General features: G+C 41.3%; 25 protein-coding genes. 16 read left to right on the top strand and 9 right to left on the bottom strand.

Annotated elements, in window-relative coordinates:
- The first annotated feature begins 128 nt into the window (after window positions 1–128).
- The 3 genes from CSV60_RS12975 (at window position 129) to CSV60_RS12965 (ending at window position 2436) form a co-directional block, all read left to right on the top strand.
- Window positions 129–503 (top strand): c-type cytochrome, encoded by a 375-nt coding sequence (locus CSV60_RS12975; RefSeq protein ID WP_199175291.1) that lies wholly within the window; start codon window positions 129–131, stop codon window positions 501–503.
- 117 nt (window positions 504–620) lie between these two features.
- Window positions 621–1328: a tRNA (adenine(22)-N(1))-methyltransferase gene (locus CSV60_RS12970; RefSeq protein WP_099637296.1), complete on the top strand. Its 708-nt coding sequence runs from the start codon at window positions 621–623 to the stop codon at window positions 1326–1328.
- A complete protein-coding gene (locus CSV60_RS12965) occupies window positions 1315–2436 on the top strand; it encodes a Nif3-like dinuclear metal center hexameric protein (protein ID WP_099637295.1) in 1122 nt (373 codons plus the stop codon). The genes CSV60_RS12970 and CSV60_RS12965 overlap by 14 nt, the downstream gene beginning before the upstream one ends.
- A gap of 40 nt (window positions 2437–2476) precedes the next feature.
- On the opposite strand, the gene CSV60_RS12960 is transcribed toward CSV60_RS12965, so the two are convergent.
- On the bottom strand, window positions 2477–3442 hold the full coding sequence (locus CSV60_RS12960; RefSeq protein WP_099637294.1) for a 4-hydroxy-3-methylbut-2-enyl diphosphate reductase: 966 nt from the start codon (window positions 3440–3442) through the stop codon (window positions 2477–2479).
- Window positions 3443–3511: 69 nt separating this feature from the next.
- Window positions 3512–3961 carry a VrrA/YqfQ family protein gene (gene vrrA, locus CSV60_RS12955; protein ID WP_099637293.1) on the bottom strand — a complete coding sequence of 150 codons (450 nt, stop codon included), beginning with the start codon at window positions 3959–3961 and terminating at the stop codon, window positions 3512–3514.
- Between the two features lie 109 nt (window positions 3962–4070).
- On the opposite strand from vrrA, the gene CSV60_RS12950 reads away from it, so the two are divergent.
- Together CSV60_RS12950 and CSV60_RS12945 are read left to right on the top strand one after the other, a co-directional pair.
- The gene (locus tag CSV60_RS12950; RefSeq protein WP_099637292.1) at window positions 4071–5366 is read left to right on the top strand and encodes a DEAD/DEAH box helicase; all 1296 of its coding nucleotides are present in this window, start codon (window positions 4071–4073) and stop codon (window positions 5364–5366) included.
- Window positions 5363–6265 carry a deoxyribonuclease IV gene (locus CSV60_RS12945; protein ID WP_099637291.1) on the top strand — a complete coding sequence of 301 codons (903 nt, stop codon included), beginning with the start codon at window positions 5363–5365 and terminating at the stop codon, window positions 6263–6265. Before CSV60_RS12950 ends, CSV60_RS12945 begins: the two co-directional genes overlap by 4 nt.
- Window positions 6266–6301: 36 nt before the next feature.
- On the opposite strand, the gene CSV60_RS12940 is transcribed toward CSV60_RS12945, so the two are convergent.
- The gene (locus CSV60_RS12940) at window positions 6302–6544 is read right to left on the bottom strand and encodes a hypothetical protein (RefSeq protein WP_099637290.1); all 243 of its coding nucleotides are present in this window, start codon (window positions 6542–6544) and stop codon (window positions 6302–6304) included.
- Window positions 6545–6643: 99 nt separating this feature from the next.
- On the opposite strand from CSV60_RS12940, the gene CSV60_RS12935 reads away from it, so the two are divergent.
- The 3 genes from CSV60_RS12935 to CSV60_RS12925 are packed head-to-tail and all read left to right on the top strand — an operon-like array spanning window position 6644 to window position 8683.
- A complete protein-coding gene (locus tag CSV60_RS12935) occupies window positions 6644–7414 on the top strand; it encodes a metal ABC transporter ATP-binding protein (RefSeq protein WP_099637289.1) in 771 nt (256 codons plus the stop codon).
- Window positions 7411–8241, top strand: coding sequence for a metal ABC transporter permease (locus CSV60_RS12930; protein WP_099637288.1), 831 nt, complete (start codon window positions 7411–7413; stop codon window positions 8239–8241). The genes CSV60_RS12935 and CSV60_RS12930 overlap by 4 nt, the downstream gene beginning before the upstream one ends.
- A gap of 25 nt (window positions 8242–8266) precedes the next feature.
- Window positions 8267–8683, top strand: a complete 417-nt coding sequence (locus tag CSV60_RS12925) for a Fur family transcriptional regulator (RefSeq protein WP_099637287.1) — start codon at window positions 8267–8269, stop codon at window positions 8681–8683.
- 204 nt (window positions 8684–8887) lie between these two features.
- On the opposite strand, the gene CSV60_RS12920 is transcribed toward CSV60_RS12925, so the two are convergent.
- The 4 genes from CSV60_RS12920 to CSV60_RS12905 are packed head-to-tail and all read right to left on the bottom strand — an operon-like array spanning window position 8888 to window position 11552.
- The gene (locus CSV60_RS12920) at window positions 8888–9478 is read right to left on the bottom strand and encodes a 5' nucleotidase, NT5C type (RefSeq protein ID WP_099637286.1); all 591 of its coding nucleotides are present in this window, start codon (window positions 9476–9478) and stop codon (window positions 8888–8890) included.
- Window positions 9475–10602, bottom strand: a complete 1128-nt coding sequence (ispG, locus tag CSV60_RS12915; protein WP_099637285.1) for a flavodoxin-dependent (E)-4-hydroxy-3-methylbut-2-enyl-diphosphate synthase — start codon at window positions 10600–10602, stop codon at window positions 9475–9477. Before ispG ends, CSV60_RS12920 begins: the two co-directional genes overlap by 4 nt.
- Before the next feature lie 55 nt (window positions 10603–10657).
- Entirely contained in the window at window positions 10658–11002 is a 345-nt protein-coding gene (locus CSV60_RS12910; RefSeq protein ID WP_099637284.1) for a hypothetical protein, read from the bottom strand.
- A 46-nt stretch (window positions 11003–11048) separates the two neighbouring features.
- Complete coding sequence (locus tag CSV60_RS12905) at window positions 11049–11552, bottom strand: DUF1189 family protein (protein WP_099637283.1); 504 nt, start codon at window positions 11550–11552, stop codon at window positions 11049–11051.
- Between the two features lie 243 nt (window positions 11553–11795).
- On the opposite strand from CSV60_RS12905, the gene CSV60_RS12900 reads away from it, so the two are divergent.
- The 4 genes from CSV60_RS12900 to CSV60_RS12885 all read left to right on the top strand — a co-directional run bounded on the left by CSV60_RS12900 (window position 11796) and on the right by CSV60_RS12885 (window position 16877).
- Window positions 11796–13427, top strand: a complete 1632-nt coding sequence (locus CSV60_RS12900) for a Na/Pi cotransporter family protein (protein ID WP_099637282.1) — start codon at window positions 11796–11798, stop codon at window positions 13425–13427.
- A 21-nt stretch (window positions 13428–13448) separates the two neighbouring features.
- Window positions 13449–13931, top strand: a complete 483-nt coding sequence (locus CSV60_RS12895; protein WP_099637281.1) for a DUF456 domain-containing protein — start codon at window positions 13449–13451, stop codon at window positions 13929–13931.
- Between the two features lie 87 nt (window positions 13932–14018).
- Window positions 14019–14627: a superoxide dismutase gene (locus CSV60_RS12890; protein ID WP_099637280.1), complete on the top strand. Its 609-nt coding sequence runs from the start codon at window positions 14019–14021 to the stop codon at window positions 14625–14627.
- Between the two features lie 99 nt (window positions 14628–14726).
- A complete protein-coding gene (locus CSV60_RS12885) occupies window positions 14727–16877 on the top strand; it encodes a peptidoglycan D,D-transpeptidase FtsI family protein (RefSeq protein WP_233189625.1) in 2151 nt (716 codons plus the stop codon).
- A 54-nt stretch (window positions 16878–16931) separates the two neighbouring features.
- Here the strand turns inward: CSV60_RS12885 and CSV60_RS12880 are convergent, their stop codons facing one another.
- Window positions 16932–17381, bottom strand: coding sequence for a hypothetical protein (locus CSV60_RS12880; RefSeq protein WP_099637279.1), 450 nt, complete (start codon window positions 17379–17381; stop codon window positions 16932–16934).
- A complete protein-coding gene (locus tag CSV60_RS12875; protein WP_099637278.1) occupies window positions 17378–17737 on the bottom strand; it encodes a hypothetical protein in 360 nt (119 codons plus the stop codon). The genes CSV60_RS12880 and CSV60_RS12875 overlap by 4 nt, the downstream gene beginning before the upstream one ends.
- A gap of 174 nt (window positions 17738–17911) precedes the next feature.
- On the opposite strand from CSV60_RS12875, the gene rpmG reads away from it, so the two are divergent.
- The 4 genes from rpmG (at window position 17912) to CSV60_RS12855 (ending at window position 20908) form a co-directional block, all read left to right on the top strand.
- Window positions 17912–18061, top strand: coding sequence for a 50S ribosomal protein L33 (gene rpmG / locus CSV60_RS12870; RefSeq protein WP_029054517.1), 150 nt, complete (start codon window positions 17912–17914; stop codon window positions 18059–18061).
- 55 nt (window positions 18062–18116) lie between these two features.
- Window positions 18117–18701 (top strand): 5-formyltetrahydrofolate cyclo-ligase, encoded by a 585-nt coding sequence (locus tag CSV60_RS12865; RefSeq protein WP_099637277.1) that lies wholly within the window; start codon window positions 18117–18119, stop codon window positions 18699–18701.
- On the top strand, window positions 18694–18879 hold the full coding sequence (locus CSV60_RS12860) for a YqgQ family protein (protein ID WP_099630186.1): 186 nt from the start codon (window positions 18694–18696) through the stop codon (window positions 18877–18879). The genes CSV60_RS12865 and CSV60_RS12860 overlap by 8 nt, the downstream gene beginning before the upstream one ends.
- A 127-nt stretch (window positions 18880–19006) precedes the next feature.
- A complete protein-coding gene (locus CSV60_RS12855) occupies window positions 19007–20908 on the top strand; it encodes an LTA synthase family protein (RefSeq protein ID WP_099637276.1) in 1902 nt (633 codons plus the stop codon).
- Window positions 20909–20974: the final 66 nt, after the last annotated feature.

Raw genomic sequence — 20974 nt, 5'->3', positions numbered from 1 at the left:
ATGGCGATTCTGTCACAAAAGACGAAAAGTCGTCCAATAACACTTTCAGTTTTCTTATAGATACAGTACAATGTTAATTGTATACTGTATCTTTTACAGAATAGATTCTGGTGAAGGAGGGTAATCCAATGACTAAAAATCCTGTTGTACCATTTTTCCTAATTTTCGCGCTCGGAATTGGACTGGTTTTCTTCATGTCACTTTATGGCCTAGATCAAAAAAAGGAAATTGCTGGGGCTAACGAAGAAGGCACTGAGCAAACAACTGAAGAAAGTGCAAACACTGGCGAATTTGATGCAGAAGCAGTTGCTCAGCAGAAGTGTATTAGTTGTCACGGCGATGGCTTGGCTGGCGGAATGGGGCCGGCTTTAAATAGCTCACTTGACGCAAAACAAGCACATGATGCAATCAAAAACGGTGTTGCTGGAACTGCAATGCCAGCTGGACTAGTTCCTGATGAGAACATAGATGAAATGGTTGATTACATTTTATCATTAGACTGATTGTCTACTTAATTTAAAGAGCCAGTAAACCGGAGTAACTCTTGGTTTACTGGCTCTTTTGCATTGCACGAAATGAGTAGCGATTATACAATAGATAAGAATGAAAGGCGGGGAACCATGAATACCAATCAATTATCGGAACGTCTGGCGATGGTGGCCAGTTTTGTACCGAATCATACTGTGCTTGCGGATATTGGTAGTGATCATGCCTATCTTCCGTGCTATTTAATGAACAAAGGCAAGATACGTAAGGCTATCGCAGGAGAAGTAGTGACAGGTCCCTTTGAAGCGGCGACGCGCAATGTAGATCTTCATGGTTTTGCGGACCGTATTGAAGTGCGTCTAGCAAATGGTTTACAAGCGATAGAAGATGCTGATCATGTCGAGACCGTAACGATTGCCGGTATGGGTGGAACATTGATTACTTCCATCCTAGAAGCGGGTAAGGATCGTCTGAAGCATGTACAGCGGATCATCGCACAACCTAATCTGCATGCGATCGCGATTCGGGAATGGGCTGTAGCAAATGGATTTATTATTGTAGACGAAGAGATTCTACAAGAAGACAATAAAATTTATGAAGTCCTAGTGTTAGAAAGAGGAACGGCTGATTACACGAGAACGGATTTGCTCGTCGGGCCGGTTTTACGACGTAAACTATCTACCGTGTTCCGCGTGAAATGGGAACGGGAAATGCTGGAATGGCGGCGGGTCATAAAAGCCCTTGATAACGCAGAACAAACAGAAGAAATTAAGCAAAAAAAAGCAAATATACAAGAAAATATAGAATTAGTCAGGAAGGTGTTAGCACATGAAGAAAAGTAATGGATATCAGATCATTGAACTATTTGAAAAGTGGTCACCGAAGCGACTTGCATTTGAAGGAGATCCAATTGGATTGCACATCGGCCAATTGAATCGTCCCGTAGATAAAGTTCTAGTTACGCTAGACGTCAACGAACAAGTGATTGATGAGGCAATTGAAAATGGGGCAACTCTCGTGATTGCCCACCACCCTCCATTGTTCCGTCCCGTTAAATCTATTTTGACCGATACACCACAAGGGAAAATGATTGAGAAATGTATCAAGCATAATATTGCGGTCTACGCTGCTCATACCAATCTAGATATTGCAGCAGGTGGTGTCAATGATATGCTAGCGGAACGTCTTGGCATACAGCAGACGGAGCCGATCGATATGACGAATTCTGAACATTTGATGAAACTCGCGGTATTTTGCCCGTTAGAAAATGCTGATGCATTGCGTCAGAAATTGGCATCTGCGGGAGCGGGTGCGATTGGCGATTACCAGGCATGCAGTTTTAGCACACAGGGTATTGGACGATTTACACCGGTTGCGGGAGCAAATCCGGCAATCGGAGAAGTAGGCGAGCCGACGCTGGTAGATGAAGAGCGAATTGAAGTCGTTTTTGCGGAAAGTCAGCAAGTTAAAGTCATCAAAGCAATGTTTGCCGCGCATCCTTATGAAGAACCGGCATTTGATTTGGTAAAAATGCAGCAGAAAACGAATGAGCAAGGGATCGGGCGTATCGGACAAATCGCTAATGAGATGACGTTAAAGGAATTCGCACAACATGTAAAAGATGTATTCGAAGTTCCCGCATTACGTTTCGTAGGTGATCCGGAGAGAAAAATTCGTAAAGTGGCGGTTCTTGGTGGTGATGGAAATAAGTACATTACGGCTGCGAAGAGAAAAGGAGCCGATGTATTCGTGACAGGGGATATGTATTATCACGTCGCGCAAGAAGCGCAAGCACTCGATCTTGCCATTGTAGACCCAGGTCATAATATCGAAAAAATTATGATTGCTGGCGTTGCGAATAAAATGACAGAACTGTGTAAAGAAAATAAATTACCTGTTGAATTTATTGAATCGAAAGTCATTACTGAGCCTTTTCAATTCCTATCGTAAATAAAACCGTCGAGCACAAACTCGACGGTTTTTTCGTTGCTTATGGCTCGATCCGGATAACAGGAGTCGGGTTCTTGACTTTCGGCAAGATTTTTTCAAGCTTAAACTTTCTCTCCGGATGATGTGTTGTAGGATCTTCTTGGTCAAATTCGTTTAGGAACGCTATAACTTCTCTAACGATTATTGTAGGTGTAGAAGCGCCTGCCGTGACCGCTACTGTCTCAATGTCCATTAACCATGCAGGATCAATTTCTGAGACGTCTGAGACGCGGTATGAAGGTGTGTTTGCAATTTCTACCGATACTTGCGTTAAACGGTTGGAGTTATTACTTTTCGGATCTCCGACAACGATCAGCAACTCTGCCTCGCCGGCTTGTTCTGCTACAGCTTCTTGACGAACTTGTGTAGCTAGACAAATTTCTTGATGAACTTCGATGTGAGGGAATTTACGTTGCAACTCTTCCATAAGATGTGCAACATCCCATTGACTCATGGTTGTTTGATTTGTAACCAGTAGTTTGTCATTGGTAATCTCTAAGTTATCAATATCTTCAAGACGCTCAATTAAGTGAACAGAATCGGGGGCAACGCCAATCGCGCCTTCGGGTTCCGGATGGTGCTTTTTGCCGATATAAAGAATGTCATAGCCTTCAGCTACTTTTTCTTCAATTAAGTCGTGTGTAACGGAAACGTCAGGACATGTTGCATCGATTGCGACCAATCCTTTTTCTTTCGCTAATTGGCGAACTTCAGGTGAAACACCGTGTGCTGTGTAGATTACAGTTCCCTTATCTACTTTGCGTAAAATTTCCAGGCGGTTTTCGCCGTCCAACGTTATAATTCCGTCTTCTTCGAATGCATCTGTAACGTGTTTGTTGTGGACGATCATGCCTAATATATAAATGGGTCTCGGCAGGGTAGGATCTAGCGCAGCATTCCTCGCAATGACCATCGCATCAACTACACCGTAACAATAACCTCTTGGTGATATCTTGAGTACTTTCATTTATTCCACTCCACTCCTCTACTAACTTCTCTTTCATTATAGCGGAGATTCGTGAACGATTCAAAGAGTTCAGAAGGGAGGTTGAAAAATTCGCGGTAAAGATGGCTGATTAGTGGCTTGAGGAGGTACAGGACTAGACGTTCGCGGACCACTTGGACGTGGAGCGGAAGAGGCTGTCGGTGCGTCCGGCATAGATTGTACCCCTTTATATAATCGCCACATAGCCGGTAAATTCTGGACAAGTGGTGCAAACTGCTGAACTAATGGTGCAAATTGTTGGGCGGTATTGAAAAAACGATTGGCGGTTTGCATATATTGTTCAGCCCGTGAAGGACCGTTTTCTTGCATGCCTGCTTGCTGTTGCGGAGCACTACCACGCATTTCCCGCGGACCCCTGGGATTCCCTTGCATGCCTTGGGGGAAAGGCATGGGCGCCCGTTGTTGAATAGGCGGAGTGTTAGGTGTCATCCTAGACTGAGGTGGCTGATTGCTGAACGGATAAAATGATTGATATCTCATCACGAACTCCTTTCTAATTTTTTAGTTGTTTCCCCTATATCCTATGCGAAAAAAACCACTGATGGCACCGAATCATGGTACAATAAGATTTATCTAGAGGAGGAACGATATGTCTAAATTTACTGATTATCAATTCAAACCATTTTTGAGGGAAGCCATTCAAAAATTAGGGTTTGAAGAACCAACACCCATTCAAAAAGAAATGATTCCGTTGATCATGAAAAATACAAGTGCAATCGGGCAAGCTCATACAGGAACAGGGAAATCCCATAGTTTTCTCATTCCACTTGTTGAAAAGCTTAAGCCGGAGCAGGATGAACTGCAGACGGTCATTACAGCACCGACACGTGAATTAGCTGTTCAGCTTCATGATGAATTAAAAAAGCTAATCGAAGGAACGGATATTAAAAGTGCGATCCTGATTGGCGGTACAGATAAAAAACGCTCTGCTGAACGATTGAAGAGCATACCGCACATCATCGTCGGTACACCAGGGCGTATCCAAGATATGTCGGAAACCGGCGCATTACCGATCCACACTGCCACGCAGCTCGTAATTGATGAAGCGGACCTAGCATTCGACATGGGCTTCATTGAAGACATTGATAAGTTTGCTTCCAGAATGCCGGAGAAGATCAGCATGTATGTATTCTCTGCAACGATTCCTGAAAAATTGAAGCCCTTCTTATCGAAGTATATGAACTCACCTGTTCATGTGCGTATGGATGATAAAAAACCGTTGACGGAGAATATGCATTATTCATTAGTTCCTGTTAGAAGTATGGATAAAAACAAGAAATTACTTCACGTGATGGATGCCCTTCAGCCATATCTTGCGATTATCTTCATGAACACTAAGCAAAATGCCGATCAACTAGCTACCTATTTAGCAGAGCATGGCCATAAGCCTGGGAAAATCCATGGTGATTTAACACCTCGTGAACGTACACGTGTTATGAAGAAAGTACGCGATCTAGAGTATCAATACATTGTGGCAACTGATTTAGCAGCAAGAGGGATCGATATTCCCGGTGTCAGTCACGTCATTAACTTTGAATTGCCAGATGATCTGGAATTCTTCGTTCACCGCGTAGGACGTACTGCACGTGCGGGCATGCAAGGTCATGCAATTACGTTATACGAACCGTCTGATGAAGACGCAATTAATCAAATTGAAAAGCTTGGAATTCCTTTCATACACGAAGATGTGAAAAACGGTGAATGGATTGAAGTGAAAGAGCGTCAAGCGCGTAAGAAGCGCGTGCGTGAAGTAGATGAAATTGATAAAAAAGCGGATTCCTATATTCGAAAACCAGATAAAGTAAAGCCAGGCTACAAAAAGAAGATGGCTGAACAAAAAGAAAACTTTAAAAGAAGACAAAGGAGAATAAAGAAGAAATCATGACACAAAATGATGTCCTTCTAGGTTCTCACGTATCCATGAGTGGTAAAAAGATGTTGCTTGGTTCAAGTGAAGAAGCTCTAAGTTATGGAGCCAATACATTCATGATCTATACGGGAGCACCTCAGAACACGAGACGTAAACCAATTGAAGAATTGAATATTGAAAGTGGTACACAGAGCATGGAGGCAAATGGTCAATCAAATCTCGTCATCCATGCACCATATATTATCAATCTTGCGAATACCACGAAGCCTGAAACGTTCCGCCTAGGCGTAGACTTTTTGCAACAGGAAATTCAGCGCACTGAAGCACTGGGTGCCAATCAAATCGTTCTTCATCCAGGAGCTCATGTGGGCGCCGGGACAGAAATAGGTATCGAAAAAATTATTGAAGGCTTGAATGAAGTATTATCTGAAGACGCAAATGTTCGCATTGCACTTGAAACGATGGCTGGTAAAGGAACAGAATGTGGGAGAAGTTTTGACGAAATTGCGAAGATCATCGACGGCGTGAAGTATAATGAACGGCTATCCGTTTGTTTTGATACATGCCACGTCCATGATGCGGGCTATGACATTGTTAATGACTTCTCAGGTGTCTTGGATCAATTTAACGACATTATCGGATTAGACCGAATTTCCGTCATTCATGTGAACGACAGTAAAAACATTTGTGGCGCTGGAAAAGACCGCCACGAAAATATTGGCATGGGACATATTGGCTTTGAACCGTTAGCTTATATCGTTCATCATCCGGTGTTTAAGGACGTTCCAAAAATTTTGGAAACACCATTCATCGGATTGGATAAAGCGAGTAAAAAAGCACCTTATGCTGTGGAGATTGACATGTTAAAAAACCATCAATTCACTCCTGCTCGATTGGAAGAATTGCATAACTAAAAAAGCTTTAAGCGTTGCGTAACCGCAACGCTTTTTCTATTGTAGTTTATAGTATTCCAAATACAGCATCGTCTTCTCATATCCAATGATCGAAGTGACTTTTTCGATAAATGCGGATGGAATGCCTGTAAATAGCCAAGTGAATGAAACTTCATCCAGCAAAGGACGTAACTGCCGCACTTCTTTAGTAGACAACTCTACACCATAACTTGCCGCGTAATCTACAGCTTCCTGATCGGGCAACTGTTTAATTTCCTGAATTAACTGAAGTAAATCCATCTTCATCAATTCCTTTCAATTGGTTGTATCCCTCCGCATCTTACTATATAATTCATAAAGTAATCGGAATGATTCCGAATTAAAGGAAGGGATATGTATATGACAAATTCCATTATTAACTTAGAGCATATAACGCATAAATTTAACCATTCCGTTGCGCTTTCTGATGTCAGTCTAGAAGTGAAACAAGGGGAGTTTTGGGCATTAATTGGACCAAATGGTTCGGGTAAATCCACATTGTTAAAGATCATACTAGGGTTGCTAAAACCGTCACAAGGAACTATTGAACTGTTTGGCGGTCCGATTGATTCGTTTAACCAACAACAAAGAATCGGCTACGTCTCTCAAAAGTCCAACGCATTTACGACGAAGTTCCCTGCAACTGTATTGGAAGTCGTAAAAAGTGGTTTGACTGCCAAAAAGGGACTGTTTAAGCGATTCGATAAAGAGGATGAACAGCAAGCCATTGATGCGTTACATATAGTGAAAATGGCAGACCGTAAAGATGAAAGTATAGGTGATCTGTCAGGTGGTCAGCAACAGCGTGTCTTTATTGCTAGAGCCCTCGTGAGCCATCCCGATTTGCTGATCATGGATGAGCCAACAGTCGGCATCGACAGACAAAACGTTGAATCCTTCTATTCTATGCTTAGCGAACTGAATCGTGAGTACGGAATAGCGATTTTACTCGTGACACATGAAATCGATGTCGTAACGAAGCTCGCAACGCATATTGCATGCTTGAATCGTTCTATCCATTTCCATGGCGTCCATGCTGACTATGAAAAAATGAGTGAGGCGGAATTGTCTGGTTGGTACGGTCATCCTATTCGTCGGCTCCATCAAAAAGAAACGGAGCCGGTTAAATGATTGAAGCTATTTTTACTTATGAGTTTTTACAAAATGCTATTTTATCCGGGCTGATTATCGGTCTAATCGCTCCCATGCTCGGCTTATTTATCGTAGTGCGTCGGATGTCGATGATTTCAGATGCGCTTAGTCACGTAGCACTTGCAGGGATTGCAGGCAGTCTCTATTTAAGTCAGCAAGTATTATTCTTTGCAGCGCTTAATCCAGTGTATTTAGGAATGGGCGCTGCGGTAGTCGGTTCTTTATTGATCGAGCGATTGCGCAGAGTGTATAAAAGCTTTGAGGAACTGGCGATTCCGATTATTTTATCTGCCGGAATTGGTTTTGGGGCCATATTCATTTCTCTTGCCAAAGGATTCGGCACAGATTTAGTCGGTTATTTATTTGGATCAGTATCCGCCGTGAGTCGGCAAGATTTATATATTGTTATGTTAATAGCTGTTATGGTGATCGCATTTATCTATTTCTTATATAAAGAGCTATTTTCATTGGCATTTGATCCCGAATATGCACGAGTTTCCGGAATTAATGAACGCGTCATTCAGGCAGCATTTATGATTATCACAGCGCTAGTTATTGGTGCATCGATGCGAATCGTTGGAATTTTGCTTGTCTCTTCGTTGATGACATTGCCTGTGGCGGCAGCTATCCAAGTAGCCAAAAGTTATAAAGGTGCACTGGTATATTCCATACTATTCGGGGAAATTGCGGTGGTCATCGGACTGATTTCTGCGTATTACTTAGATATCGCGCCTGGTGGGACCATTGTAGTTACATCGGTGTTCATTTTACTGTTTGTACTTTTCTGGAAAAAAGTACGGTCATGAGAAGCAGGAAAGGTGGCGTTAGGCTATGTCGATAGATGAAGCATGGGATATTCTATTGAAATATGATTATAAACGAACAAGAAATCGAGAGATATTATTGCAGTTTTTTGATCAAGCGGATCGGTATGTGACGGCTATGGAAGTCCGAGTAGCTGTGGAACAGGATAATCCAGGCATTAGTTTTGATACGATTTATCGGAATCTTGCCATGTTCTCAAAGCTTGGAATTTTAGATGAGACTGAATTGAACGGCGAACGACTTTTTCGCATGCAATGCGCAACGGATCACCATCACCATCATTTCATTTGTACGACGTGTGGTGGGACGAAATCCATTCCGATTTGCCCGATGGATAGTGTGACAGTCAATTTGTCTGATTATGAAATAGAGGGGCATAAGTTCGAGATTTATGGTAGATGTCCGAGTTGTATAGCTGGGTAGGTTAAAAAGGCAGTACATCATTTTATGTTCATGATGTACTGCCTTTTATTATGTACTAGTATTTGGATGGAAGTAAACGGTAAGATCATTCCGGTTTATTTTACCTGGATTCTCACATTATTATACATGTGAGAATCCAGGTAAGATGCAGAAATAGAAGGATACTACGAAAAAAGAGCACCGCAATATGCGATGCTCTTCCGATCACTTACTCTTTATCATTTCCGTCGCGTGAAACATCTGCCTGACGTACTGATCAGCTTGTTTCCAATTCGCTACCCGTATGACACCTTCTGGAATCGGATCCTGGTTATAAGGTGTATCAAACAAGAACACCGGAATATCCAATTCTTCATGAATCCCGACTGCATTGTCATGCTTGTCCTCGAAGAATACATCTACATTGAATTGTCTAGCTGTCTCGATTTTATGATGTGTACCAATCAACTCTACGTGGTCATAAGGTATTTGTTGCTCATGAAACCAGTTCGTTGTAGATTCGAGTACATTCCGGCTACGTGCTGAAATATAAAACAACTCGAACTGCTTCTGCCAATTCGTTAAGACTTCTTTTGCAAATTCTTGAGCAGGGGAAGTCTGATAGATCAATTCTTCCGTTTCCTTGTACCATTGCCCAAACTGTATAGGATCCACATCAAACGCTTTCGTCAAATCATACTCTTTAATATCATCGAGTGTCAGATTGGAACCGAAATGTTTGTTGATATGGGGGAGAAGGGCTGTCGGAGTAGTTACCGTTCCGTCAATATCGATCCCGAAACGAATATCCCTCATTCAGAAACGCTACCTTGTGCTGCAAGTGCTTCTTCTTGTCTCTTCTTCTCAAAATACTCCTCAGCCAAAATGTCGATTTCCTTTTTCAATTCCTCGACCATTGTCTCTTCAGGAACTTTACGTACGGTTTTACCATGCATGAAGAGTAACCCCTCACCACGAGCTCCGGCGATACCAATATCTGCTTCACGTGCTTCACCTGGGCCGTTTACTGCGCAGCCAAGAACTGCTACTTTTAACGGTGCTTTGATGTTCGAGATATATTCTTCTACTTCATCAGCAATAGAAATTAAATCAATTTCGATACGGCCACATGTAGGGCAAGAAATTAATGTTGCAGAGTTAGACGATAAACCGAATACTTTCAGCAACTCTTTCGCTACTTTGATTTCTTGGACTGGATCCGCACTTAATGATACGCGCATCGTGTTACCGATACCTGAAGATAGAAGAGAACCAAGTCCTGCTGCACTCTTAATCGAACCCGCGAATAACGTACCCGATTCTGTAATACCTAAGTGTAACGGATAATCGAATGCCGCTGCCGCTAGCTTGTACGCTTCGATCGCCAAGTTCACGTCAGAAGCTTTAAGTGACACGATAATATCGTGGAAATCCAAATCTTCGAGGATTTTGATATGATGCAATGCACTTTCTACCATACCTTGCGCTGTAGGGTAGCCGTACTTTTCAAGAATTTTTTTCTCGAGTGAACCTGCGTTGACACCGATACGAATCGGTATACCTTTCGCCTTTGCCGCGTTGACAACAGCTTCTACTTTTTCTTTACGGCCGATATTACCTGGATTGATACGAATTTTATCTGCACCTTGTTCAATTGCAATCAATGCTAATTTATAGTCAAAGTGAATATCCACTACTAACGGAATATTGATCTGCTTTTTGATTTCACCAATCGAATACGCTGCACGCTCATCGGGACATGCTACACGTACGATTTGGCAGCCTGCATCCTCCAAACGTTTAATTTCTGCAACTGTTGCTTCGACATCATGTGTTTTTGTCGTTGTCATGCTTTGCATAAACAGCTCATTGCTTCCCCCTATCGTCAAATTACCGACTTTCACGGGACGGGTATTGGAACGATGAATCATTTCAGTCATTATGTCTCTCTCCTTCAAATGAGTAAATACCATCGCAATTCGATGGAATATAAAATTATCCTTTTTCGCCTTCTTCGCAAGTCAATTCCGCTTGTTCACCGATAGGCAACTTAATTTGTTCGCCAGCTATAAATTGTTGGCGTTCGAGATGAGGGTTCATGGAATAAAATTGTTCCAACCTCTCAAGAAAGTTTTGTGTTGAATCTGGATATAATGCGAATAACGATTCTATTGTATCACCTTCAACCACTCGAATGACAATTGAATGATTTGAAGTTTCCTCTATACAGGACGATTCATCATCAAAAAAGGCTGCAAGAGGGATTGTCCCTTCCGTTAAATCCATTCGAACAAAATGAACTATGCAGAATACAGCAAGTGCGATTAGTAATATTCTCATCATGCATCCCTCCTGCACTACACTATGCAGACAAGAGGAAGTCTATTCATCGTGGGAGTTTTGGATAATAGACTGCTGCTCTCCACACAAAGAGTAGATGGACTAAAGATGCAAGCCACAAGCTATACGATTGCATGGCTGGAACAAATTCAAATGCCATCGTCAGCAAGATAGGTAATGTTGCAGCAATCGCTGCTGTTCGCCACATAAAACGGAATTCACCACGGCGACGCAATAGTTTCAATAGCAATACCCCTATGATAGCAAAAATACTGATGCGAATAAATAAATACGACGTAATAATGACCAATTGCAACACAAATGCGATTGGATAGATCAAAAAGCCGATCGTTTCGCCGATTTCCGCTAATTCAGGAGATGACTGGAACAGTGTATGATCACCTAGTACAAATTGTAAAAACGATACACCGGTGTAGAGAAAAATAAACACAAATATGTATTGAATGACTTTACCGATGGATAACATGCGAAACGCTGCAAGTTTTTTCGGTTCGTGAAATGAAGCTTTAAAGAGTTGATGAAATTTCACTGAGCCGGCCTCCCTTTCTACATACAGTCTACCATTTATTTAAAACATACTGCTTTGCAGAAATTTCGACATTCTTATGACATTTTATTGCTGCATTGTTAAGGTGATGTAAAGATTGCTGTCGGATACTTTACAATTGATGTATACAACTTGCATAATAAGTTGAAACTTCACGACAATTTGCAAGATGTGAAGGGCAGTTAGAAATCATACATAAAATGTTTAATGGAGGTTGACAATTCAATGGAAGTGAACTGGCAGGAAGTGGTGTTCCAATTTCTTGGAGGATTAGGAATTTTCCTATTTGCAATTAAGTACATGGGGGACGGATTGCAAAAGGCAGCAGGGGACAGACTTCGTGAAATCTTAGACCGTTTTACTACCAATCCATTTATGGGTGTTCTAGTTGGTATTATCGTAACCGTGTTAATCCAATCTAGTTCTGGAACAACTGTTATTACAGTCGGTCTAGTAAGTGCTGGGTTCATGACACTTCGTCAGGCGATCGGCGTCATCATGGGCGCCAATATCGGTACGACTGTGACTGCATTTATTATCGGGCTAGATGTCGGCGCGTATGCGTTACCGATCATGGCATTTGGGGCCTTCCTGATTTTCTTCGTCCGTAAAGCTAAAATCAAGAACTTGGGTGAAGTCATCTTCGGCTTCGGAGGATTGTTCCTAGGGCTTGAATTAATGAGTGACGGTATGAAACCTTTACGTTCATTAGAAGCGTTTGCTGATTTCACTCTCGCAATGAGTGAACATTCATTGTTAGGTGTCGTTGCGGGTACAATCTTTACACTGATCGTACAAAGTTCTAGTGCGACTGTTGGGATCTTGCAAGGTCTCTTTGCTGAAGATTTGGTAACTCTGAAAGCTGCCTTGCCGATTCTTTTCGGTGATAACATCGGGACGACAATCACTGCTGTACTTGCATCACTTGGTGCATCTGTTGCAGCAAGACGAGCGGCAGCTGTACACGTACTATTTAATATCGTCGGTACTATCATCTTTATGATCCTGCTCATACCATTTACGGCGTACGTTGAATGGATTTCTGGTGTTTTGAACCTCGAAAGCAAAATGCAAATCGCATTTGCGCACGGTTCGTTCAACGTCGCCAATACTATTATTCAATTTCCGTTCATTGCTGCTTGGGCTTATCTAGTCACTAAGATGATACCGGGCGAGGATGTGACGATCGAATACAAACCGAAACACCTTGATCGTCGTTTCATCGCACAATCGCCAGCTGTGGCAATAGGCCAAGCTAAAGAAGAAATTGTACGCATGGGTGACTTCAGTGTCCGTGGTCTTCAGGAATCATTCGAGTATTTGAAGACAGGCCAGAAAAAACACGCAGAAACAGCGTATCAAATTGAAGATGCCATCAACAATCTCGACCGTAAAATTACAGACTATTTAGTTGAAGTGTCTGTAGTAATCGTTTCACCAGCTGAATCCGGCCGTCATGTATTATTGATGGATTCTGTTCGGGATATCGAGCGTATTGGTGACCATTTTGAAAACATTATAGAGCTGATAGATTTACGTGAAACTAATAAGCTGAAGCTGACAGACGATGCGTTGGAAGATTTAACAGAAATGTTCACATTGACAATCGAAACTGTACAAAAAGCCATTGAATCATTGGATCAGAACGATACAGATCTAGCGCGTGTTGTTTCAGAGAAAGAAGATTTAATTGATAATATGGAACGTCGATTCCGTAAAAACCATATTGTACGTTTGAATGAAGGACATTGTAGTGCACAAGCGGGTATGGTATTCGTCGATATCGTGTCGAACCTTGAACGAATTGGTGACCATGCAGTGAATATTGCGGAAGCCATTTTAGGCAAGCACGCATAATGAATTAAAGGAGTGACGACTATGTTATGGATCGGTTGGACATTGGCAATTATCATGTTTGCGATCGCGTTTGTCGGATTGATCTATCCTGTCATTCCATCTGTTGTGTTTTTATTGGTAGGCTTCCTGCTTTATGGCGCAATCGTTTCATTTGAAGAGTTAACGTGGTTGTTTTGGGTAATCCAAGTCTTATTCGTATTGCTATTGTTTGGCGCGGATACGATCGCAAATCTCGTCGGTGTTAAACGTTTTGGCGGTAGCAAGGCAGGAATGTGGGGAAGTACGATTGGGCTACTTATTGGTCCATTCGTCATTCCGGTCGTGGGTATTTTAGCTGGACCATTTCTTGGCGCAATCCTTGCAGAACTCATTTTTACTCGTTCTGGGATTAAACAAGCTTTTCGCACAGGAATCGGCTCTGTTGTTGGTTTTCTGACATCAGTTGCTGTAAAAGGTACCATTATGGTAGTCATGATTGTCATATTCCTATTATTTCTCCGTTAACAGTCCATTTTCTTTGAATGCTGACTCATATTTTGATAATGTGAAGTGGTAGGGCAAAACAGAGATATCTTAGAGGAGGAATGGAAAATGGCTTATACATTACCAGAACTACCATACGCATATGATGCGTTGGAGCCACACATCGACAAAGAAACGATGAACATCCATCACACGAAACACCACAACACGTATGTAACGAACGTGAATAACGCACTAGAAGGTCACGATGAACTTCTTAACATGCCTATTGACGAATTAGTTGCAAACTTGGACAAAGTTCCAGAGGACAAGCGTACAGCAGTCCGTAATAACGGTGGCGGGCACTCTAACCACTCATTGTTCTGGACAATCCTTTCACCAAACGGTGGCGGCAACCCAACTGGGGAAGTTGCAGAAGCAATCGACAAAAAGTTCGGTAGCTTTGATGCTTTCAAAGAAGAGTTCGCTAAAGCTGCAACAACTCGCTTCGGTTCAGGTTGGGCTTGGCTTGTTGTAAACAACGGTGAAATTGAAGTCACATCAACTCCTAACCAAGACTCACCTTATATGGATGGTAAAACACCATTGCTAGGTTTGGACGTTTGGGAGCATGCGTACTACTTAAACTACCAAAACCGTCGTCCTGACTACATTTCAGCATTCTGGAACGTAGTAAACTGGGATGAAGTTGAAAAGCGTTACCAAGACAATAAGTAATTGAAACCTGACACACATCTAGTTCGTCTAGATGTGTGTTCTTTATTGTTTTCATGCTATAATTCTTATACATAAACTTCCTGAGAAAGGAGATTCCTGTTGAAGAGAAACCAAAAAAAGACGGAGCCGCCCAAAACGAGTCAACGTCAACATATTGCATTTCGAATGAATTTTTTATTTGTAGCGATTTTTGTCCTTTTTTCCTTACTCATATTCCGTTTAGGTTATATGCAAATCGTCAAAGGGGAGGATTATGCACGCAGTCTTGAACGAACGGAGGAAATTGCGGTCAACACGAGCACACCGCGTGGAAGAATTTTCGACCGTACCGGGAAAGTACTCGTAGACAATGAAGCGAAAAATGCTATCACGTATACGAAAACATCCTCCACGACAACAAAAGAAATGCTTGCGCTTGCTAGAAAAATTGCGAAGTTGATTGATCAAGATACAAAGCGCGTGACAATAGGCGATAAACGAGATTTCTGGATTTTATTGAATCCTGTAAAAGCAGCTGATAAAGTACCTAAGAAAGAACAAACCGAGCTCAGTAAAGATGAAAATAAATCTCAGAAAGATATTCAACGAGAGATTAACCAGCTGACGCGCGACCGGATCACGGACGAAGAGCTAGCTACATTAACAGCGGAAGATTTAGAAGTGCTCGCAATTTATCGAGAAATGATGGCAGGTTACGCCTACTCCCCACAAATCATCAAAAGCGATGGCGTTACCGATAAAGAACTTGCTGTGGTTTCTGAAAGATTGGATCAACTGCCGGGCGTCAATACGACTACGGACTGGGATCGAGTTAAGAAATCTGATAGTGCAATTCTAGGATCTACGACGAGTCCGATAGAAGGAATTCCTCGTTCTCACTTAAATTACTTCCTAGCACGAGATTATTCGCGAAATGATCGCGTCGGACGAAGTTATTTGGAATTATATTACGAAGACTTACTGAAAGGTCAAAAGACGATTGTGAAAAATGTCAAAGACCGCACGGGGAAAGTCGTTGAAACGAAAACGGTGAAAGAAGGAAAGCCTGGTAAAGATCTGATCTTAACTACAGACACCAATTTGCAAAAGGCGCTTGAAGACGTCGTATCCAATAAATTATTGCGTTTAAAACAAGGTCCGAATACAAGTGCGTTGGAATCAGCATTCCTTGTCATGTTGGACCCAAACAATGGAGAAATTCTATCTCTTGTCGGAAAGAAAGTAGTAAAAGACGAATCGACAGGCAGATGGGCAATACAAGATTACACATTTGGTACATTTACTTCTGCGTATGAAGTGGGATCTACAGTGAAATTGGCAACCATGCTTACAGGATACAATGAAGGAGCCGTTAAAATCGGTGAAGTGAAAATTGACCAACCGATCAATATTGGCGGCAGGTACAAACGGTCCTTATTTAATCCGAATGGTCGGGTTGCATTAAACGATATTTCCGCTATCGGTCGTTCTTCCAACGTGTATATGTTCCGTATTGCGATGGGGTTAGGAAACGCAACATACCGACCGGGTCAAGGATTACCAATCGACAAGAAAGCATTTGATACATTCCGTGAGAACTTTGCGGCATTTGGTTTAGGTGTAAAAACAGGCATTGATTTACCTGGCGAATATACAGGCGTTACGGGTACGGAAACGATTCCCGGAAAGCTCCTCGACTTCTCAATTGGCCAGTTTGATACGTATACTCCTCTGCAAATGGCGCAATATGTGGCAACCATTGCCGCTGATGGAAATCGTATAGCACCGAAAATTTTGAAAGAAATTCGTGAACCTTCTCCAGATGGCGAAGTACTCGGAGAATTGGTTGAAGAAACACCCGTAAAAGTGTTAAATCATCTGAAAAACTCACAAGCGGAAATCGATCAAGTGAAGAAAGGCATGCATTATGTATACTATGGCGCGAATGGTACTGCATCCGGTTTACTAGCGGGCGCGCCTTATACAGGAGCCGGAAAGACGGGTACCGCCGAATCATTCTATTACACGGGTAATAAATCCAATCCTGTTATTCCGACAATTAACTTGTCCCATGTAGGATATGCACCTGCTGATCAACCTGAAGTTGCGTATTCAGTAATCATTCCCTATATTTCAACGAATACGAAACGCTATCCATCCGCTACGGCAAGTGAGATAGCTAAGGAAGCACTCGATGTATACTTTGAACAAAAAAGACAGAGAAGTTTACAGGCTGACAACGCGTCTCCGGATGTGAAGATACAGAAATAACAAGGATTGATCAATACAAAAAAGACGAAAACCATTTGGTTTTCGTCTTTTTTATTATAAGTGTAAAAAGATTTTAGCAATCTCGGGAAAACGCATATCGGAGCGTAATTCGTATGTACCGGTTTTGATTTTTCGTGTGTAATCATTTTCAATTATATATAATTCGAATTCTTCTGCGTTTTTTATTAATTTTTCTTTTTCTAATTCACGTGATAACTCGGCAGGTGTAATGCCTGCTTTAACCGTGAAGCTCTTCGTGACAATTTCCTCCGCTTCACTTTTCTCTGGAATCGTATCTTGTTCAGATTCTGGTTGACGGATAGCATCTTTCCGCGACAATGTCTGTGCAATCGCCAGTTCTTTTTTTAGAATGGCTATTTCTTCTTTTAAATCTGCTAATTGCTTTTGCAACGAACCTTCGGATGTTTGTTGTTGTACGAAATACAGAATGCCACCAGCTATCAAACAACCAATACCTACAGCGCGCAATATTTCCTTGATCATGACAACCGCACTCCTTTGGAATGTAGCACGTCCGTTACTTCCTTTTCACTAAGTGAAGCGCGTTTTGCAATCTCGGGGACCGTGTAGCCTTGTTTGTGAAGAGAGATAATTTGATTGACTATAATTGCGTGTATCGTTTTTTGAGGTGCTGGTGCAATGGGCTCGGAAGTCGGGGATGCAACCATCAATTCCTCTTCAAGCAACCGCACTCTTTTTTTTAGATTACTCATTTCCTGATGAAGGCTAATCGAAACAGCTTCCAATTCATCATCCATCGCACGAGTCTTATTTCCGATAAAAAACGATAGTATAACAGCCAATACACCAATACTGAGTAATATTAAGGGGATATCCATAGTGTTTCCCTCCCGCATAACTAGAATTTCCTTCATAATACCATAAGCATATGATGAATGATATTTGATTTTTTTTTGCTGTACAATGATTGAATCTATGGTATAATATATTAGTCGTATAAATCATGCTCATGTTTTACTTATATCTATAGCTATTGAGTGGGAGGGACAGTAATGCGCGTAAACGTAACACTCGCTTGTACAGAATGTGCAGAGCGTAATTATATTACTAAGAAAAACAAGCGTAACAATCCAGAACGTATTGAAATGATGAAATATTGCTCACGTGAAAAAAAGCAAACTTTGCACCGTGAAACGAAATAATCATTAAAACCAAAACCTGCTTCGGTTTTGGTTTTTTCTTACGGGAGGTAGTACAGTGGAAAAGCAGCATCTTCGAAAACAGGTTATACAGCAATTACATCAATTAACTCCATCTGATCACGAACAAAAATCAGCTAGTATAGTAGAAAAAGTTCTTGCTTCGGATGAATTTAAGTATGCAGAAACAATCGGAATCACATTATCTAGATTTCCGGAAGTGGACACGCGTCGTTTGATAGAAATCGCTTGGCAAGCCGGGAAGCGAGTTGCGATTCCTCGATGTATCTCCTCTACGAGGGAAATGGATTTTCGTTTGATTGATTCATTTGATCAAACAGAAGTAGTCTATATGGACTTGAGAGAACCGAAAATAGATATAACAGAGTCTGTAAAACCAGAAGAAATTGACTTACAAATCGTGCCTGGCGTCGTGTATTCAGAGACTGGTTACCGGATTGGATTCGGTGGGGGTTACTACGATCGCTATTTGATAAATTTTCCATTTGAAACAATATCGCTGGCATTTGACTGTCAAATCCGCCATAATATAGTTAAGGAGCCGCATGACGTTCCGGTGTCCTATATTTACACAGACAAACATATTATAGATTGTCAGAAAGCTCGTGACGCGAATGAATGAATTTTATGATGTGATGAAATTGCTTAAACGGTTTGGTGTAATCATTTATACAGGAAATAAAAGACAGGACAGTATAGTAATGGAGTCCGAAGTCAAAGAACTGTATGATCATCAATTTATTGATCAACAAACATATATTCAAGCATTGCTTGTTTTGCGAAGAGAACAAACTAGCTAACAACTAGCTGATATCATACAAACTACTCATTCCTCGTATTATGTGAAACTTTTCACTCAGTCAAACGTATATATATACGCTGACAATAAAAAAACAGTATCTAAACGAAACGAAAGGAAGAGATGGAATGAGAAAATTTTCATGGCCTAAGCATTCCGTACTCATTATCGCTGTAATCGCAACTTGGTTGACTACCTACATCGGGTATTTCACCAGTTTCAATATGAAGATCGATAATGCTATGCAACAATTTATCTTACTAATTAATCCCCTAGCATTTCTATTGTTTATTTATGGGGTGGCTTTATTTATTAAAAAGACAAAAACACGTAACCGATATATTTTAGCGATTAGTTTCATTACATCTTTTGTCATGTTTGCCAATGCTGTGTTCTATCGTTTCTTTACAGATTTTATTACACTGCCTCTATTGTTCCAGACAAGTAACTTTGCAGATTTAAGTTCTTCAATTACCGAGAACTTGCGTTTCCTTGATCTATTCTTTTTCTCGGATGTTTTGATTATTTTAGTAGCTATTCGCTTCTTCAAGCAAGGTCCAGAACCAGTTCAAGAATCAAGCAGTAAAATGGGACGTAAAGTGTACTTTGCCGCCGCTGCTACGTTGATGATGTTCAATTTGGCGCTTGCAGAAACACAGCGACCACAGTTATTGACAAGAAGCTTTGATCGCGAATTACTCGTTAAAAACCTTGGTACGTACAACTACCATCTATATGATTTATTCGTTCAATCCAAATCCCATGCACAGCGTACATTTGCTGATGGTACCGAGTTGACGGAAATTGAGAACTACGTCAAAGCCAACCATGCGCAACCAGATCCGAAAATGTTTGGTACTGCAAAAGGCAAGAACGTAATTATCGTTTCACTTGAATCCTTACAAAACTTTGTTATTAACAATGATATGGATGGACATGAAATTACTCCATTCTTAAATGGATTAACAAACGATAAAGATACATTCTACTTTGACAACTTTTATCAACAAACTGGGTTAGGGAAAACATCCGATTCTGAGTTTATCGTAGAGAACTCATTATATGGACGTAACGGTAGTGCAGTATTTTTCACGCATAGTGGTAACACATATAACTCGCTGTCTGAACGTCTAGGCGAGAATGGTTATGCTACAAGTGTCATGCACGCAAACAGTAAGAGTTTCTGGAACCGTGATATTATGTATAAAGCACTTAACGTACAGAAGTTCTACGATGTGGATAGCTACACAATTGGTGAAGATGAAGCAGTCAACTGGGGAATGAAAGATATTCCGTTTTTCCACCAGTCAGTTGACTTGATGAAAGATATCAAGCAACCATTTGCTACACGAATGATTACACTAACAAACCATCATCCATTTGATTTGGATGAGCAGGATAAATTAATTCCTGAATACACATCAAATTCCAACACGTTGAATAAGTATTTCCAAACAGTTCGATATATGGACGAAGCAGTTAAGGAGTTCTTTGAGGACTTGAAGGAAAGCGGTTTGTATGAAAACTCGATCATTGTCATGTACGGAGATCACTATGGTATTTCCGAGAACCACAATAAAGCAATGGGTATGTATATGGATAAAGAAATTACACCATTTGATAATGCAGAGCTTCAAAAGGTTCCATTATTCATTCATATACCAGGTTCTGGTGAAGGTAAGAAGATGCATGAGCTTGGCGGACAGGTAGATATCCGACCTACTATTCTTCACCTACTGGGAATTGATACGAAAGCAGATATGCAATTCGGTTCCGATTTATTTTCACCAGATCATGAACCATTTGTGATTTTCCGTGACGGCCGTTTTGTCACAGACAAAAATATTTACGCTCAGGAAGTTTGCTATGACATCGAAACAGGAGAAGCAGCAATAGATGAAGCGCAATGTGAGCCGTATATTGAACGTGCGAATACTGAATTGAATTATTCAGATGCTATCATCAACGGTGACTTGCTTCGCTTTAAAGAAAGACCAGATGGCAGTCCTGAAATGAAAGAAAGTAAATAAATTGATGAGCTGCGCGGCTGCCTATGCCGCGCAGCTCTTTTTTAACCAACTGAAGAGGAAGTGAAA

It is taken from the genome of Sporosarcina sp. P7, from assembly GCF_002743425.1.
GTDB lineage: Bacteria > Bacillota > Bacilli > Bacillales_A > Planococcaceae > Sporosarcina.
This window is presented reverse-complemented; position numbering and strand designations above follow the sequence as displayed.